15 protein-coding genes are annotated in these 15,653 nt (G+C 74.0%); 4 read left to right on the forward strand and 11 right to left on the reverse strand.

From position 1 onward, the window contains the following. Positions 1-3: 3 nt before the first annotated feature. Both ACFXOZ_RS16810 and ACFXOZ_RS16815 read right to left on the reverse strand, forming a co-directional pair. A complete protein-coding gene (locus tag ACFXOZ_RS16810) occupies positions 4-678 on the reverse strand; it encodes a hypothetical protein (protein WP_380527870.1) in 675 nt (224 codons plus the stop codon). Next, entirely contained in the window at positions 675-1,334 is a 660-nt protein-coding gene (locus ACFXOZ_RS16815) for a methyltransferase domain-containing protein (RefSeq protein ID WP_380527873.1), read from the reverse strand. Before ACFXOZ_RS16815 ends, ACFXOZ_RS16810 begins: the two co-directional genes overlap by 4 nt. 250 nt (positions 1,335-1,584) lie before the next feature. Here ACFXOZ_RS16815 and ACFXOZ_RS16820 point away from each other — a divergent pair, with 250 nt between their 5' ends. Continuing rightward, a complete protein-coding gene (locus ACFXOZ_RS16820; protein WP_380591088.1) occupies positions 1,585-3,960 on the forward strand; it encodes a glycosyl hydrolase family 18 protein in 2,376 nt (791 codons plus the stop codon). A 76-nt stretch (positions 3,961-4,036) separates the two neighbouring features. Here ACFXOZ_RS16820 and ACFXOZ_RS16825 read toward each other — a convergent pair whose 3' ends face one another. From ACFXOZ_RS16825 to ACFXOZ_RS16855, 7 genes are all read right to left on the reverse strand, one after another. Then, a complete protein-coding gene (locus ACFXOZ_RS16825) occupies positions 4,037-4,807 on the reverse strand; it encodes a hypothetical protein (RefSeq protein ID WP_380527879.1) in 771 nt (256 codons plus the stop codon). A 299-nt stretch (positions 4,808-5,106) separates the two neighbouring features. Beyond that, on the reverse strand, positions 5,107-5,541 hold the full coding sequence (locus ACFXOZ_RS16830; protein ID WP_380591091.1) for a hypothetical protein: 435 nt from the start codon (positions 5,539-5,541) through the stop codon (positions 5,107-5,109). Between the two features lie 734 nt (positions 5,542-6,275). Further along, positions 6,276-7,685, reverse strand: coding sequence for a family 2B encapsulin nanocompartment shell protein (locus ACFXOZ_RS16835; protein ID WP_375886785.1), 1,410 nt, complete (start codon positions 7,683-7,685; stop codon positions 6,276-6,278). A 393-nt stretch (positions 7,686-8,078) separates the two neighbouring features. Continuing rightward, on the reverse strand, positions 8,079-8,894 hold the full coding sequence (locus ACFXOZ_RS16840; protein WP_380527884.1) for a DUF1963 domain-containing protein: 816 nt from the start codon (positions 8,892-8,894) through the stop codon (positions 8,079-8,081). A 177-nt stretch (positions 8,895-9,071) separates the two neighbouring features. Next, the gene (locus ACFXOZ_RS16845; protein WP_375886782.1) at positions 9,072-9,581 is read right to left on the reverse strand and encodes a hypothetical protein; all 510 of its coding nucleotides are present in this window, start codon (positions 9,579-9,581) and stop codon (positions 9,072-9,074) included. Positions 9,582-9,849: 268 nt separating this feature from the next. Next, the gene (locus ACFXOZ_RS16850) at positions 9,850-11,304 is read right to left on the reverse strand and encodes a PLP-dependent aminotransferase family protein (RefSeq protein ID WP_380591094.1); all 1,455 of its coding nucleotides are present in this window, start codon (positions 11,302-11,304) and stop codon (positions 9,850-9,852) included. Between the two features lie 113 nt (positions 11,305-11,417). Then, positions 11,418-11,963, reverse strand: a complete 546-nt coding sequence (locus ACFXOZ_RS16855) for a universal stress protein (RefSeq protein WP_380591096.1) — start codon at positions 11,961-11,963, stop codon at positions 11,418-11,420. 476 nt (positions 11,964-12,439) lie between these two features. Here ACFXOZ_RS16855 and ACFXOZ_RS16860 point away from each other — a divergent pair, with 476 nt between their 5' ends. Continuing rightward, complete coding sequence (locus tag ACFXOZ_RS16860) at positions 12,440-12,835, forward strand: transglycosylase family protein (RefSeq protein WP_380591099.1); 396 nt, start codon at positions 12,440-12,442, stop codon at positions 12,833-12,835. A 97-nt stretch (positions 12,836-12,932) separates the two neighbouring features. Here ACFXOZ_RS16860 and ACFXOZ_RS16865 read toward each other — a convergent pair whose 3' ends face one another. Next, a complete protein-coding gene (locus tag ACFXOZ_RS16865) occupies positions 12,933-13,535 on the reverse strand; it encodes a pyridoxamine 5'-phosphate oxidase family protein (RefSeq protein WP_380591102.1) in 603 nt (200 codons plus the stop codon). A gap of 109 nt (positions 13,536-13,644) precedes the next feature. After that, positions 13,645-14,079, reverse strand: coding sequence for a CBS domain-containing protein (locus ACFXOZ_RS16870; RefSeq protein ID WP_375886767.1), 435 nt, complete (start codon positions 14,077-14,079; stop codon positions 13,645-13,647). Positions 14,080-14,213: 134 nt separating this feature from the next. Between ACFXOZ_RS16870 and ACFXOZ_RS16875 the strand changes: the two genes are divergently transcribed. Next, complete coding sequence (locus ACFXOZ_RS16875) at positions 14,214-15,098, forward strand: helix-turn-helix domain-containing protein (protein ID WP_380591105.1); 885 nt, start codon at positions 14,214-14,216, stop codon at positions 15,096-15,098. 25 nt (positions 15,099-15,123) lie between these two features. Beyond that, complete coding sequence (locus ACFXOZ_RS16880) at positions 15,124-15,543, forward strand: VOC family protein (protein ID WP_380591108.1); 420 nt, start codon at positions 15,124-15,126, stop codon at positions 15,541-15,543. Positions 15,544-15,653: the final 110 nt, after the last annotated feature.

The following is a 15,653-nucleotide window of genomic DNA, read 5'->3' on the forward strand; positions in this document are numbered from 1 at the left end:
GGGTCAGGCGTCGCCGTCCAGCAGGTGCTGGCGCACCTCCTGGAAGGTCCAGGCCCCGCCGGCCGGCCGGGAGAACACCCAGACCAGGTCGAACCGGTCCGGCCAGGTGCCCGGCGCCCCGCTGCCGGCCGCTCCGAGCGCCTCGACGATCCGCGGGATCCGGGAGTGCTCCCAGCAGATCAGCACCGGCTGCGTTCCGGCGAGGGCGGCGGCGGCCAGCTGGGACTCCTGGGACTCGGCGTAGGTGGTGTCCACGGTCAGTCCGAGCCCGCCGGCCAGCGGGGTGACGGTCTGCCGCATCCGGTGGGCTCCGGCCAGCGGGCCCTGGTCGGTGGCGGCGTAGATCCGGGCGGGGGTGCGCAGGCCGGTCGCGGGCGGGGTGGTGAACAGGGTGGGCAGTGCCTTGGCCCGGTCCCAGCCGCGCTGGGTGAGGGACTTGCCGTCGTGCTTGCCGTTCTCGTCCAGGCCGGGCTGGTTGCCGTCGGGCTTCTCGCCGTGCCGGATGATCATCACGAAGGCGGCGCCGCCCGGGTCACTGGCCCTGGCCACCGGGCCGTTCTTGTCGGCCTTGTCCTTCTTGCCGGAGGAGCAGCCGGCGAGCACCAGCGGGGCGGCGGCCGCGAGGCCGGTGAGGAGCAGCCGGCGGGTGGGGCGGGCGGTCGTGGGCCGGGCGCTCACGCGGCACCCCGCTCCAGGCGCACCAGCGCGTCGATCGCGACGCCCGTCGCGACGCCGGTCGCTCCGCCCGTCGCACCGCCCCGGTGGCCGGGTTCGGTGTCGACCTCGCGCCGGACGCGCTCGGCCCGCACGGTGTGCAGGCCGTAGGGGGCGAGGTCGGCGAGGACGTCCTGCGGGGTGAACAGCACGGCCGGGTCCTGCGGGCCGCCGACGCCTTCGGTGAGGTTGCTCAGGTCGTGTCCGATCACCAGCAGGGTGCCGCCGGGGGCGAGTGCTTCGGCGGCGCGGTGCAGTGCGGCGCGGCGGTCGGCGGCGGGCAGGTGGAGGTAGGCGACCAGGACGAGGTCGTAGCCGACGGTGGGGGCCTCGTGGGTGCGGGCGTCGCCGTGGCGCCAGGTGAGGCGGTCGGCGACCTCGTCGGGCAGTTCGGCGGTGAGCCGTTCGGCGCGTTCGAGGGCGACGGCGGAGAAGTCGAGGCCGGTGACCTCCCAGCCCCGGGCGGCGAGCCAGATGGCGTTGCGGCCCTCGCCGGTGGCCAGGTCGAGGGCGTGGCCGGGGGCGCGGCCGGTGAGTTCGCGCACCACCCACCGGTTGGGCGCGGCGCCCCAGACCAGTTCACTCGCGGCGTAGCGGTCGTCCCAGCCCTGACTGTCCATGCGCTCCTCCGTTCGGCAGTCCTGTTCCGTCCCGGTCAACCTACCGGTCGGCCGCTGTTCGCCGCCCGGGTCGGTCCAGCGGGTGGACACCCTTGACGGCGAATATTGGTCCAGTCCAATCTGTTCAGTCGAGCACCCGTCAAGCACGTGTCACCCCGCCCGGTCGCCCCCACCGCGTCCGGGCCGGCTCCCCACGGCCCGTCCGGGCCACGCACCGCCGGAACCCCCACACATCCGGAGGACACCCCGCATGCACGACCGCGTCCTGCCCGCACGGCCCGACCTGCCCGCCGAGGGTCGAGCCGCCCGTCGGGCCGCCCGGCACAGACGGGCCACCGCACTCGCCCTGGCCGCCACGCTGACCACCAGCGGCGCCGCCCTCGCCCTCACCCTCGGCTCCGCCGCCGCCTCGCCGGTCAACCTGCTGGCCAACGGCGGCTTCGAGACCGGCACCCTGTCCGGCTGGAGCTGCTCCAACGGCTCGGTGGTCACCACCCCGGTGCACGGCGGGAGTTACGCGCTCAGCGGCGCCGCCTCCGCCTCCGACACCGCGCAGTGCCAGCAGACCGTCACCGTCCAGCCGAACACCAGCTACACCCTGGCCGGCTTCGTCCAGGGCAGCTACGTGTACCTGGGCGCCACCGGCACCGGCGTCAACGCCTCCAGCTGGACGCCCGGCGGGACGGGCTGGAACCAGCTGAGCAGCACCTTCACCACCGGCGCCACCACGACCTCCGTCACGGTCTTCACCCACGGCTGGTACGGCACCGGCACGTACTACGCGGACGACCTCACCCTGACCGGTCCGGGCGGGCCGACCTCCACCACCAGCCCGACGGCCACGGGCAGCCCCACGGCGTCCACCAGCCCGACGGCTTCGGGCAGCCCCACGGCCACCGGCTCGCCCAGCGGAAGTCCGACCGCGACGGGCTCCCCGAGCGGGAGCCCCACCGGCAGCCCCACCGGGAGTCCGACCGGGAGTCCGACCGCGACCGCCACCGCGAGCGGCCCGGCCGGGGACGGCAAGGTCACCACCCCGACCGGCGTCACGGTCAGCAAGGTCACCTCCGGCGCCGTGGTGCTCGGCTGGCAGCCGTCCACCCTGAACGGCGACGACGGCCCGGTGGCCTACAAGGTGTGGTCCAACGGCCAGTTGGTCGCCACCTCGATGGGCACCTCGGTCGCCGTCAGCTCGCTGCGGCCCGGCCAGGCCTACACGTTCAGCGTCCAGGGCTACTCGGGGAGCCACGCCTCCGCCCAGTCCGCCCCGGTGAGCACCACGACCGCCGCGGCGCCCGCCCAACAGCCGGTCCGCGCGGCCTACTTCGACCAGTGGGGCATCTACGAGAACGCCTACTACCCGAAGAACGTCGACACCAGCGGCGCCGCGAACAAGCTGGACGTCGTCCACTACGCCTTCGCCAACATCGACCCCTCGAAGTTCACCTGCTTCCAGGCGGTGAAGGCCTCCGACTCGGCCAACGACTCCGACCCCAACGCCGGTGACGGCGCGGGCGACGCCTACGCCGACTACCAGGACGGCTACACCTCCGCCACCAGCGTGGACGGCAGCACCGACGGCTGGGACCAGCCGCTCAAGGGCAACTTCAACCAGCTGCGCCAGCTCAAGGCCAAGTACCCGAACCTGCGCTTCACCATCTCGATCGGCGGCTGGACGTACTCCAAGTACTTCTCGGACGCGGCCGCCACCGACGCCTCCCGGAAGGCCTTCGTCTCCTCCTGCGTCGACATGTTCCTCAAGGGGAACCTGCCGACCGGGGTCGCCGGTGACGCCTCCGGCGGCGCGGCCTCGGCGGCCGGCATCTTCGACGGCATCGACATCGACTGGGAGTACCCGGGCTCGGCCGGCGGCCACACGGGCAACCACTACTCCCCCGCCGACAAGCAGAACTACACCCTGCTGCTCAAGGAGTTCCGCACCCAGCTGGACGCCCTCGGCGCCGCCCAGGGCAAGCGCTACCTGCTGAGCGCCGCGCTGCCCAGCGGCCAGGACAAGATCGCCCAGCTGGAGACCGACAAGATCGGCGCCTACCTGGACTACGCCGACGTGATGTCCTACGACATGCACGGCTCCTGGGACGCCAAGGGTCCGACCAACCACCAGGACCCGCTGCACGACAGCCCGGCGGACCCGACCACACCGATCACCCCCGGCACCCGCAAGTACAACGTGGACACCACCCTCACCGCGTACACCGCCGGCCTGCCCGAGTACGGCATCCCCGGCGGCTTCCCGGCGAACAAGATCGTGCTCGGCATCCCGTTCTACTGGCGCGGCTGGACCGGCGTCCCGGCCGGCGCGAACTACGGCCTGTACCAGAGCGCGACCGGCCCGACGGCCGCCAAGCCGCTCAGCCAAGAGGCCGGTCTGGCCGCCTGGAAGGAGCTCAACCCGACCGCCGCGCAGACCCATTGGGACCCGGTGACGGAGAGCAGCTGGGTCTACGACGGCACCAACTTCTGGACGGGTGACACCCCGCAGGCCGTCCAGGCCCGCGGCGCCTACGCCAAGGGCAAGGGCCTGGGCGGCCTGTTCGCCTTCTCGCTGGAGAACGACGACGCCTCCGGCACCATGCTCAACTCGATGGACAACAGCCTGCGCTGACGTCGAGCCGGTCGAACGACCGGCGCCGGTGGCCCCGTTCGGGACCACCGGCGCCGGCATCGGTCTCGGCCCCGGTTCAACTCTTGAGGTTGAGCGAGGGGAAGAGGTCCGTGAAGGGCTGGGTGGTGACCGAGACGCTCCGGGCGAACGGATCGTCGAAGTCCCAGATCATGAACAGCAGGAAGGCGATCAGCACGCTGAAACAGGCCGCCAGGATCAACTCCCTTGGGGTGCGCTGGATCTGCAGCGCGAACAGCATGCCGATGGTCACCACCGCCCCGCCGATCAGCCCGAACCACACCACGCCCGGCATGGTCGGCCCGGCGTTCTGGCCGCGCTGGTTGCGGGAGTCGGAGGCCTGGCTGATCCGGTCGGTGATCGGCTGGTAGGCCTGGGCCTCCAGCTCCGAGGCCGGCGCCCGGGAGACCACCTCGTTCTGGATCTTGTCCAGCAACTCGGTGCCCTTGTCGGTGATCTCACCGTTCTTGCCCATGTAGTCCCACTCGACGGTCACCACGTAGGTGACGTACGCGTCGACGTCGGCCCGGACCTGGTCGCGGAACTCGACCGGGTAGACCACCGCCCGGTCGCTGACCTCCCGCAGCGACTGGGCCTCACGGAACAGGTCGTCCTGGGCGGCGCCGCGCGCCTCCCAGACACCCGCGATGGCGAGGCCGAGGACGATCGCGTAGACCACTCCGATCATCATCGTGATGTACTCGATGACGTCCGGCGTCTCGTCGGTGTTCTCGACGACGCCGGTGCCGCGGCGCCGCAGCACCACCACCGCCAACACAACGGCACAGGCCGCCGCCAAGGCGATGATCAGCGCCACCCACTCGGACATGGGAACTCCCTTCTCTGGCTTGGCTCGTGACGTGAAAGGCGAACCCCCGGGCCCGCTCGACAGGACTCGACAGGAGGAGCCGGGGGAAGGTCGGGACGGGAGGCCGTCAGGACCCGGAACCACCGCGGCCGCGGCCACGACCCGGGCGCAGCGAGGCCGCCGCGAGCACCGCGGGGACGGTGATCAGCAGCATCGTGGTGGTGGTCGAGGCGCCGTGGTGCGGCGGCGCGACGGGCCCCGGTTTGGCGGCCCGCACCACCTTGAAGGAGGGATGCGCCGACGGCGTGGGCCGGGCCGGGCTAGGACGGGCCGGGCTCGGCAGCACGGGGCTGGGCGCCACCACGGCGGGGACCGTCGGGTCGGGCACCGCCGGAACCGGCACCACCGGTGGCGGTGGCGGAGCGGGGGCGGCGGGCGCCGGGGCCGCGGGCACGGCGGGCACCGCCGGGGGCGGTGGCGCCGGTGCGGGGGCGGGCGGCGGCGGAGACGCCGGGGCCGGGGCCGGGGGCGACGCAGGCGGGCTGGGGGCCGGGGGCGACGGGACCGCGGTCGGGGACGGCGTGGGGGTGGCGCTCGGGGTGGGCGTCGGCGTCGGGGTGTGGGTAGGGGTGGGGGTCGGCGTCGATGTGTGCGTAGGTGTCGGCGTCGGGGTCGGGGTGGCCGTCGGGGTGGGGCTCGGGCAGGGGTGCGGATGGTGGTGGTGATGGTGGTGCCCCCCGTGGCCCCAGTGCCACCAGCCGTCCCCGTGCTCCCCCTGCCCGTCGTCACCGGACCATTCGCCGCCGCCCCCGTGGCCGCCGGACCCGTGGCCGTCGGTCGGTCGCCCCGGCGCCGGCCGGAGCCCGGCCGTGCCGGAGGGCGAGGGCACCGCGGGCACCGTGCCGGCCGTCAGCGGCCGGTGGCAGTGGTGGTGGTCGTGCGGCGGCCGGGGCCCGTGGTGGCGGCCGACGTCGGGGGCGACGGTGACGCCGACCTCGACGTCCACGTCCACTCCGACGTCCACGCTGCCGCCCGGGCCCACCGTGGTGGACACGTCCGTCCCGGTGCACACGCAGGTGTCGACGGCCGCGCCGTTCGCGTGCCCGCCGGGGCGTTCGGCCCCCGAGGCGCTGGCCCCGCCGACCAGTGCGCACATCGCCACCACGCCGACCGCCGCGCCGATCAGCCGCGCCCGCCGACCGGGGACCGCGCCCCCGCCGCCGTGCCGCGGTATCCGTCGGTACTGCCGGCGCTGCGGCATGGGCTCCACACACCTCTCGGGTCGTCCGGGCAGGACGGAAGGGATTTGGCTGATCAGCCGACAGGAACGGACGGCAGTGGTCGGATCCGGATCAGAGCCGATCGGGTACGACCATGCGCATTCAGACGTGATCAGGCGGACGGCCTGCCTCCGGGGCGGGCCGTCCGCCATCAGGTGAAACGATCTTCGCGCCGACCGGTTACGGCCCGCGCCCGCCGTTCCGCGCGCTCAGTGGCGGCGGTGCGCGATCTCGACGTTCTCCAGCACGCCGACCGCGTCCGGCACCAGGATCGCGCAGGAGTAGTAGGCGCTGACCAGGTAGGAGATGATCGCCTTCTCGTCGATCCCCATGAAGCGGACCGAGAGCGAGGGCTGGTACTCGTCCGGCAGCCCGGTCTGGTGCAGGCCGATGACGCCCTGGTTGTCCTCACCGGTACGGATCACCAGGATCGAGCTGGTGTTCTCCTTGGTGATCGGGATCTTGCTGCACGGCAGGATCGGAACCCCGCGCCAGGCCGGCACCTGCTGCCCGCCGAGGTCGACGTGGTGCGGGTAGATGCCCCGGGCGTTGAACTCGCGGCCGATCGCGGCGATGGCCTTGGGGTGGGCCAGCAGGTAGTCCGGGTCGCGGCGGCGGTTGAGCAGCTCGTCCAGGTCGTCCGGGGTGGGCGGGCCGGAGTGGGTCTGGATCCGCTGGTCGAAGTCGGCGTTGTTGAGCAGGCCGAACTCCGGGTTGTTGATCATCTCGTGCTCCTGCCGCTCGCGCAGGGCCTCGATGGTCAGCCGGAGCTGGTGCTCGGTCTGGTTCATCGGCTGGTTGTACAGGTCCGCGACGCGGGTGTGGATCTTGAGGATGGTCTGGGCGACGCTCAGCTCGTACTCGCGCGGCTTGAGCTCGTAGTCCACGAAGGCGCCGGGGAGTTCGTACTCGCCGCGGTGGCCGGCCGACATGGCGATCTCGGCCTCGCCGCGCTCGTTCTGGGCCTGCAGCGGCAGGGACAGGAACGTCGTCAGGTGCTCCTGGAGGCTCGGCGCGTTGTCCCGGATGCGGGCGAAGTCGTCCCGGCTCAGGGTGAGGGCGACCCCGGAGGTGGTGGTCTTCGCCGTGTACTCCCAGACCGCGTCCGGGTTCAGCAGCGAGTCGTCGCCGAAGCGGTCGCCGTCGGCGGCCACGCCGACCACGGTCTCGTCACCGTACTTGCCGGTGCCGATCTTGTTGATCTTGCCGTGCGCGATCAGGAAGATCCGGTCGGCCGCCTCGCCCTGGGTGGTGAGCACCTCGCCGGGGCCGAAGTCGCGCTGCTGGCAGCGGTCGGCGAGGGCGGTCAGCACCTCCTCGTCCTCGTAGCCGCGCAGCAGAGCGAGTTCGCCCAGCTCGGCCGGGATCACGCGGACCTGGGATCCGGTCTTGATGAACTCCACCACGCCGTTGCCGACGGTGTAGGTGAGCCGTCGGTTGACCCGGTACGCACCACCGTGGGCCTCGACCCACGGGAGCACCTTGAGCAGCCAGCGGGAGGTGATCTCCTGCATCTGCGGGGCGGACTTGGTCGTGGTGGCAAGGTTGCGGGCAGCGGCCGTCGCGAGGCTCTGCTGCCGGTCCTGCTGTGTCTCCGGGCTCGTCGTGTCCACGGACATCGGCAGGGGTCTCCATTCGTGTGGTCGGATCACGCAGCCGGGGCCGGTACCGCTCCGGTTCCGGGGCATGCTCCGCGACGGATCATCAGATCCGCGAGCTGGTGGGGAAGTTGGCGAGTATCGAGAGGACGACCGCCATCGCCCGGCGGCCCATCCGGAACCCTAGATCACCAGAACCCGACGGAGCCCGTACGGCGGCCCACTACCCCCCGATAGGGTGAATCTCCGGTGATCCGCCCCCACGGGCCGCTATCGTCACCGGAACACCCGTTCGCGGGCGCTCACCCCGTACCCCGCACCCCGTACCCCGCACCCCGGGCGCCCCGCCGACCCGACCCCACCCCGCGCGCCCTCCTGCCGCGCAGCCCCCCTGCCGTCAACCCGGCACACCGCTCAGGCGACCTCCAGGCCCTGCCGCACCCGGTCGAGGCGGCCTGCGGCCAGGTCCTCCTCGGTGATCCAGAACGAGACGTTGACGAGTTCGCCCCACCGCGCGTCCACCGCCGAGCCCTCGACCTGGAGCAGCGGCCGGTGCCCGTCGGGGCGGGTGGTGTTGTCGCTGTCGCACCACCCCAGGAGCCGGACGTCGGCGCCGCCGAGGTGCTCGCGGCAGGCGTCCGAGACGCCCATGGCCACCAGGTAGTCACCCGCGAGCAGCGCCCGCAGCTCGTCCTCCAGGTAGGAGGGCGCCGACAGGGCCCAGCGCGCCCGGACCGGCCGAGCGGGCAGCGGCTCCAGGCCGTCCGGGTCCGGCGGGGCCGGACGCTCCGGGCTCCCGGCCGGGACGTGCAGCACCCGGCAGCTCTCCCCGTCGAGGTCGGCGGGCATCGGGTCGTGGAAGAACAGCAGCAGGCCCTCGACCGGCAACGGCCAGCGACCGCCGCCACCGGCCCGGAAGGCCTCCGCCAGCCGGGCGCAGTCGAGTCGGGCGAGCAGTTCCATCGGGTGGCCGTCGCCCTCGGGCCAGTCGACGCCGGGCGGCAGCGCCGCCGATCCGCCGGTCCGCCCGACGGACGTCCAGCCGGGCTCCTCCTCGGCGACGTCCGCGCGCAGCTCCAGCGAGGGGCGCAGCAGCCAGCCGACCCGGGAGGTGTGCTCGGGGCCCACCTGCTCCCGCAGGGCGGCGTACAGCCCGTAGGGCAGGGGCAGGGGCAGGGGCAGGTCGTCGTCCGGTCCGGGGCGGTACGGCATCCATGCGTAGTCGGGCATGGTCCGAACCCTGTCACCCGGCTCCGACACCGAGCCCGGCACCGACTCCACCTCCGGCACCGGCACCGGCACCGACGCATGCGGAAGGCCCGTCAGGTGCCGGTACGGGGGTGGCCGGCACCTGACGGGTGTACGGGGGGTGCGGCCGCGAGGGCCGCGCCGGGGGGAGGGGGTGGATCAGCAGGCGACCTGGGTACCGGGGATGCCCAGGATGCCGGAGTTGTTGGCCAGGCCGCCCTGGTACTCGTAGTACAGGTACGAGTAGAAGTCGATCCGGACGCCCTGGCCGCAGGCCGAGTCCGGGGCCACGGCGTAGGTGACCGTGAAGGTGCTGCTGGCGCCGGGGGCGAGCGGGACGTCGTAGCGGGCGATGCCGCCGTGCACGTTGTCGCTGCACCCGTTGGTCTGGGTGCCGCAGGCCGTGGCGGTGTACTTGAGCCCCTTCACCAGGCTGGTGTCGTACGTCTCCTGGACGCTCTGGTAGACGAACTGGATCGGGGTGTCGTACGGGTTGGTGAGCGTCAGGGTCAGTGTGAACTCACCTCCCCGGCCGGTCGTCTGGTGGTCGGAGACGGCCGTCAGGGGCAGCGGGCTGTCGGCGGCCCGGGCGGGTGCCGCCAGCAGCAGTCCGGCGGCGAGGGCCGGGCCCACGGCGAGCGCGGCACGGCTCAGATGTGTTCTGCGCATGTCCAAGGAGCGTAGGGGGCGGCGCCGTCGGGGCCGCCCTCCTCGGCCCGAACCCGTACTCGCGTACGAGCGGCGGGCGGACGCCGGGGACCGACCGTCCGCGTTCCGGCCCGGCGGAACCGCCGGTGCCCTATCCTTCGCCGCGCACCCGGACGGCCTGCTCGGGCCGGTGCGCCCAGGCCGGGCTGGCGCATTGAGGCCGGCGCATTGAGGCCGGTGCGCTGAGGCAGGTGCGCTGAGGCCGATAGATGCTCCGGCCGGCAGGCGCTCAGGCCGGCGACGGCAGGACGTCGCACAGTGCCCGGAGCGCGGCCGGCCAGGCGTGGTCCGGCGGCGTGGCGTAGCCGACCACCAGGCCGTCGACGGCGGGCGTCGCCGCCGGATCGGCCGCCGGGTGCCGGTAGTCGGCGAGCCCCTCGACCGCCAGGCCGCGATGGGCGGCGGCCTGGAGAACGGACCGTTCGGTGCCGGGGGCGAGCCGCAGCACGGCGTGCAGGCCGGCCGCGATGCCGGACACCTCGATGTGCGGGGCGTGGGCGGCCAGCGCGGCCACCAGCTGGTCGCGGCGGTCCCGGTAGCGGCGGCGCATCCGGCGCAGATGGCGGTCGTAGCCGCCGGAGTCGATGAACTCGGCGAGCGTCAGCTGGTCCAACGCACTGGCCCAGGCCTCGCGTTCGCCCTTCGCGGCGAGCACCCGGTCGACCAGGTGGTCCGGCAGGACCATCCAGCCGAGGCGCAGCGCCGGGCTCAGGCTCTTGCTGGCGCTGCCGAGGTAGACGACCCGTTCGGGGTCGAGCCCCTGGACGGCGCCGACCGGCTGGCGGTCGTAGCGGAACTCCCCGTCGTAGTCGTCCTCCAGGACGAGCCCGCCGCGTCCGCGCGCCCAGTCGATCACGGCGGCGCGGCGCCCGGCGTGCAGCGGGCCGCCGGTCGGGAACTGGTGGGCGGGGGTGAGCAGGACCGTCCGGACCTCCGGGCACCGGGCCAACTCCCCTATCCGGGCGCCCTGTTCGTCGATCGGCAGCGGGACGGCGGTGACGCCGGCGGCGGCCAGCAGCCCGCGGTGGAAGCCCAGCCCGTACGCCTCGACGGCCAGCGGCCCCTGGTCGGCGGGCGGCAGGGCGGGCGCGGCACCGTCGAAGAGCAGGCGCAGCGCGTGGGCGAAGCCGGAGCAGACCACGATCCGGTCGGGGTCGGTGCGCACGCCGCGGGCGCGGGCGAGGTAGTCGGCGAGGACGGCGCGCAGTTCGGGCCGGCCCTGGGGGTCGCCCGGCCCGAAGGCCTCGTTCGGGGCGGCGGTGAGGGCCCGGCGGGCGGCGGCCAGCCAGGCGGCGCGGGGGAAGGAGGCGGCGTCGGGCTGGCCCTGGCGCAGGTCGTGCGCCGGTCCGGAGCGGCGTGCGGGGCGGGGGGCCCGGGTGGGCGGGACGGGTGCGGCGCGGTCGGCGACGGTGGTGCCGGAGCCCTGGCGGGCGGTGAGCCAGCCCTCGGCGACGAGCTCGGCGTAGGCCTCGGCGGCGGTGTTGCGGGCCAGGCCGAGGTCGGTGGCCAGGGCCCGGTAGGGCGGCAGTCGGGTGCCGGGGGCCAGTCTGCCGCTGCGGATCGCCTCGCGCAGCGCGGCCATCAGTGCGGCGCGGCGGCCGCCGGTGGCGGGCAGGTCCAGGTGCAGGTCGTTACCGGTCGGGTGGGCCGGCTCGGTGGGGTGCGCGCCCGACGTCTCCGTCATGGTCACGCACCCTACCCGCCGCTCCGGCGCCGCCCGGCGGGCGGTCCGGGCCCGTACCACTGCGGCCACCCCTCCGACGGCCACCCCTATTACGGCTACGGCTACGGCTACGGCTACGGCACGACGGTGACCGGCCAGCGGCCGGCCTTGACCAGCCGGACCGCGACCGAGCCGATCACCTTGTGCCCGGCCTGCTCCGAGACGCCGACCACCACGGCGTCGGCGCGCAGCTCGTCGGCGAGCTTGGCGAGGCCGGCGTAGGGGTCGCCACGCAGGGTGAGGAAGCTCCACTCCACCCGCCAGACCTCGCTCACCCGCTGCTCGGCCTCGCGCAGCGCGGCCAGCAGCTCGTCGGCGACCTCCTGGGTGGTCTCCTCCACGGCGGCCCCGGCCAGGGCGGTGGCGGCGCCGAGTATCGGCTGGACGTAGGCGACGGCCAGCTGGGCGCCCTGCCGGCGGGCCAGTCCGGCGGCGTAGGCGGTGGCGCGCCAGGAGGAGTCGGAGCCGTCCAGGCCCGCCAGGATCACCTTGGGTCCGTCGGTCCCCAGCTCGAAGCCGCTCGGTGCGACGGCCGGCTGGTGCTCCCCGTGCTCGGCGCCGGCCGGTCGGCCTGCGCCCTCGACGGCCCCGGTGTCGGCCGCATCGCTGTCATTGCTCATGGGCGGAAGGCTATGCCCGCCACCGTGGGTGGCCGGCGGGGGCACTCCGGGTGAGGGCTGTGGCGCGGGCCACCCGGGCGGGCCCGCGGCGGCGCCGCGCCGGTACCGGGGGCGGGCGGGCCGTCACGCGCTGTCGACGGTGTGCGCGGCCTCACACGGCCTTCGCGGTGACCGGGGCCACTTCCGGGGGTGGTTTGATCTTGGAAATAGCCGCAAATCGGTCTGAATCACCTTATTTTCGTGATCGCTACCTGCGGTAACAGGCCTCTGACGTGCTCGAACCTGCGATTCCTTGAAACCGCCACGACCACCCCCGTACCTTCGAACTCGTTGCACCGAGCGATTCCGCTCCGGCCGGGCCCCACGGCCCCCGGGCAGGAACGGTGCCGGACCGCGCGAGCGATGCGTCCCCGCAACCGACGGCCTTCCGAAGGCCTGGTTCCGCACGCCCGCACACCCCCTCCGAAAGGAAACGCATGACCTTCCGTAACGAGACTGCCGCTGCCACCACCACTGCCACCCCGAAGCGCCGCAACCGCGTCCGGATGGCTCTGATGGCCGGGGCGCTCACCGCGCTGCCGGCGGCCGGCCTCGTCACGGCCACCAGCGCCTCCGCCGCGCCGGCGTCGGTCTGGGACAAGGTCGCCTCCTGCGAGGCCACCGGCAACTGGGCCATCAACAACGGCAACGGCTTCTACGGCGGCCTGCAGTTCACCTCCAGCACCTGGGCGGCCTTCGGCGGCACCGCGTACGCCCCGCAGGCCCACATGGCCTCCAAGGCCCAGCAGATCGCGATCGGCGAGAAGGTCCTCGCCGCCCAGGGCCCCGGCGCCTGGCCGATCTGCTCCGTCAAGGCCGGCCTGGGCAAGTAAGCCCGCCGCCCCCACGCACCCACGAAGCCGCCGCACCCCCGGGGTACGGCGGCTTCGCCATGTCACCGTCCGCCCCGCCCGTCCGGCCCGCAGACCCTCAGGCCGACTGGGTCGACGCGGTCGGGCGGGCGGGGAGTGGGAGGGGGAGGGCGGGCAGGCCGTCGATGCTGGTGGCGACGAGGGGCTTGCGCTCGCAGTAGGCGCCGAACTCGTCCTCGTCCTTGCGGTCGAAGTACTGCGCGTGCAGGTCGCGGTCGGCGCGGTAGTCCATGAACGGCACGGCGTACCCGCAGGAGTCGCTGACCCGTTCGGCCCGGACCAGCACGATGGCCCGCAGGCCCGAGCCGTCCACCCCGGGTTCGAAGCGGGCGAGGAGGTCCGCGAAGCGCGGGTCGTCCCGGAAGACCGGCTCGCCGTGGCCGTGCACCCGCACCACGGTGGGCGGGCCGTCGAAGGCGCACCACATCAGGGTGATCCGGCCGTTCTCCCGCAGGTGGGCGATGGTCTCGGCCTGCGAGCCGCCGAAGTCCAGGTAGGCGAGGGTGAGTTCGTCGATGATCGCGAGAGTGCCGGAGCGGCCCTTGGGCGAGAGGTTGACGTGCCCGTCACCGGCCAGCGGTGCCGTCGCGACGAAGTAGACGGGCTGGCGTTCGATGAACTGCCGCAGCCGGCCGTCGATGCATTCGTACTGCTTTCCCATGTGCGCGATTGTGCCCGCATCTCGCCTTGCGAGAAAGGAAAATCCAGCCCATGAGACGGCGAGCGGCCCCGCCGCGGGCACGGCGGGGCCGTCGTACAAGGTGGGCGCGTCAGCGCTTCGAGTAGACGCTGTCCATGAATTCGATGATCTGCTGGTCCGTCAGCCGGTGGCCCTCGCGGTGACCCATCGCCAGGTCGGCCTCGCTGATCATGCCGACCAGCCGGTCGCCGTCGATCACCGGGATGCGCCGGATCTGGTGCTGCTCCATCTTCTTGAGCACCGTGTCCATGCTGTCGTCGGCCCGCACGCAGTGCAGGTGCCCGGCCAGTTCGATGGCCGTCATGGCGGCCGGGTCCTTGCCCTCGGCGAGACAGCGCACCACGATGTCGCGGTCGGTGATGATGCCGTGGAGCTTCTGGTCGTCGCCGCAGATCGGCAGCGCGCCGACGTTCTTGTCGCGCATCATCTTCGCGGCCTCGTCCAGCGTCTGGTGGGCGCCGATGCACTGGGCGCCGGTGTGCATGATGTCTCGGGCAGTGGTCACGGGGACTCCTTCGTCGGTGTTGCCCCCCGGCGGCCATCCCCCGGCGGCGCACCGCGCCCCTCACAGGGTGACCGTGCCCTCACCGTAGGCGACCGCGCTCCCGCCCGCGACCGCGGGCGCCGATACTGGAACCCGTGACCACGCAAGCCACCGACCCGGTCGACGAGGCCGTCCGCGCCCGGCCCGCGACGGCACTGCGCCCGTACGTGGCCTGGTACTCGGGCTACCGCCAGCGCGGCCTGGCCCCGGCCGTGCACCGCGGCCTGCCCTCCCCGTACCTGACCTTCATCCTCACCCTGGACGAGCCGCTGGTGATCGCCGGCCACCCGGATCCGGCGCAGCCGCCCGGCAGCTACCCGACGCTGCTCGGCGGGCTGCACACCTCCCCCGCGCTGATCACCCACGAGGGCGCCCAGTCCGGGGTGCAGATCGCCGTGCACCCGCTCGCCGCCCGGGCGCTGTTCGGCCTGCCCGCAGGAGAGTTGGCCGGGATCGACGTCCCGGCGGAGGACGTGCTCGGCCGGCTCGGCCCGCAGTTGCAGGAGCGGCTGCGGGCGGCCGACGGCTGGGCGGAGCGGTTCGCCGCACTGGACGGGGCGCTGCTGCGGGCCGCCCGGCCGTCCGGCCTGGTGCCGCCGGAGGTGGGCTGGGCCTGGCGGGCGCTGCGGCGCAGCGGCGGGGCGCTGCCGGTGGCCGAGCTGGCCCGGGAGACCGGGTGGAGCGCCCGGCACCTCCAGGAGCGGTTCCGCCGGGAGACCGGGCTGACCCCGAAGGCCGCCGCCCGGGTGATCCGCTTCGACCGGGCCCGGCACCTGCTGGCGACCGGCGCGCCGCCGCCCCGGTTGGCGGAACTGGCGCTCCGCTGCGGCTACTTCGACCAGGCGCACCTGGCCCGGGAGTTCCGCGCGCTGGCGGGGTCGCCGCCGAGTGCCTGGCTGGCGGCGGAGGGGCCGGAGGAGGGCAAGTTCCGAAACGTCCAAGGCGGGGCGGCGGGGGCGGCCGCAGAGTGGGAGGCGTAACCACCGCACCCGAGGAGTGAGATTCATGGACACCGAGACCCCTGCCCCGCAGGTCTGGCCCACCTTGCGCGCGACCGACGCCCGCGCCCTGATCCGCTTCCTGGTGGAGGCCTTCGGCTTCCAGGAGGTGGCCAGTTACGGCGAGGGCGAGTTCGTGGCGCACGCCGAACTGGCCTGGCCGGAGGGCGGCGGCGTGATGCTCGGCTCGGTGCGCGAGACCGCGCCGGGCCAGTGGCGGGGCGAGCCGGGCACGTTCAGCGCGTACGTGGTCACCGCCGACCCGGACGGCGTGCACGCCCGGGCCGTGGCCGCCGGGGCCCGGATCACCACCGGCCTGACCGAGACCGACTACGGCTCGCGCGACTTCGCCGCGGCCGACCCGGAGGGCAACCACTGGTACTTCGGCACCTACCCGGGCGCGCCCCGGCCCGCCCCGACGCCGTGAGCCGGACCCCGGCGCCGTGAGCCGGACCCCGGTGGAGCGGCCGCGGGCTCCGGCCCCGGCCGCCGGGCCCGGGCGGCGGGAGCGGGGGCGGGGCAGACTGGCTGAGGGGG

It is taken from the genome of Kitasatospora sp. NPDC059160, assembly GCF_042755465.1.
Taxonomy (GTDB): Bacteria; Actinomycetota; Actinomycetes; order Streptomycetales; family Streptomycetaceae; genus Kitasatospora.

Coding starts and splice junctions, on each gene's coding strand:
- ACFXOZ_RS16815 (WP_380527873.1), bottom strand. CDS start 1,334: ATGGACAGTCAGGGCTGGGACGACCGCTACGCCGCGAGTGAACTGGTC.
- ACFXOZ_RS16820 (WP_380591088.1), top strand. CDS start 1,585: ATGCACGACCGCGTCCTGCCCGCACGGCCCGACCTGCCCGCCGAGGGT.
- ACFXOZ_RS16825 (WP_380527879.1), bottom strand. CDS start 4,807: ATGTCCGAGTGGGTGGCGCTGATCATCGCCTTGGCGGCGGCCTGTGCC.
- ACFXOZ_RS16835 (WP_375886785.1), bottom strand. CDS start 7,685: ATGTCCGTGGACACGACGAGCCCGGAGACACAGCAGGACCGGCAGCAG.
- ACFXOZ_RS16840 (WP_380527884.1), bottom strand. CDS start 8,894: ATGCCCGACTACGCATGGATGCCGTACCGCCCCGGACCGGACGACGAC.
- ACFXOZ_RS16845 (WP_375886782.1), bottom strand. CDS start 9,581: ATGCGCAGAACACATCTGAGCCGTGCCGCGCTCGCCGTGGGCCCGGCC.
- ACFXOZ_RS16850 (WP_380591094.1), bottom strand. CDS start 11,304: ATGACGGAGACGTCGGGCGCGCACCCCACCGAGCCGGCCCACCCGACC.
- ACFXOZ_RS16855 (WP_380591096.1), bottom strand. CDS start 11,963: ATGAGCAATGACAGCGATGCGGCCGACACCGGGGCCGTCGAGGGCGCA.
- ACFXOZ_RS16860 (WP_380591099.1), top strand. CDS start 12,440: ATGACCTTCCGTAACGAGACTGCCGCTGCCACCACCACTGCCACCCCG.
- ACFXOZ_RS16865 (WP_380591102.1), bottom strand. CDS start 13,535: ATGGGAAAGCAGTACGAATGCATCGACGGCCGGCTGCGGCAGTTCATC.
- ACFXOZ_RS16880 (WP_380591108.1), top strand. CDS start 15,124: ATGGACACCGAGACCCCTGCCCCGCAGGTCTGGCCCACCTTGCGCGCG.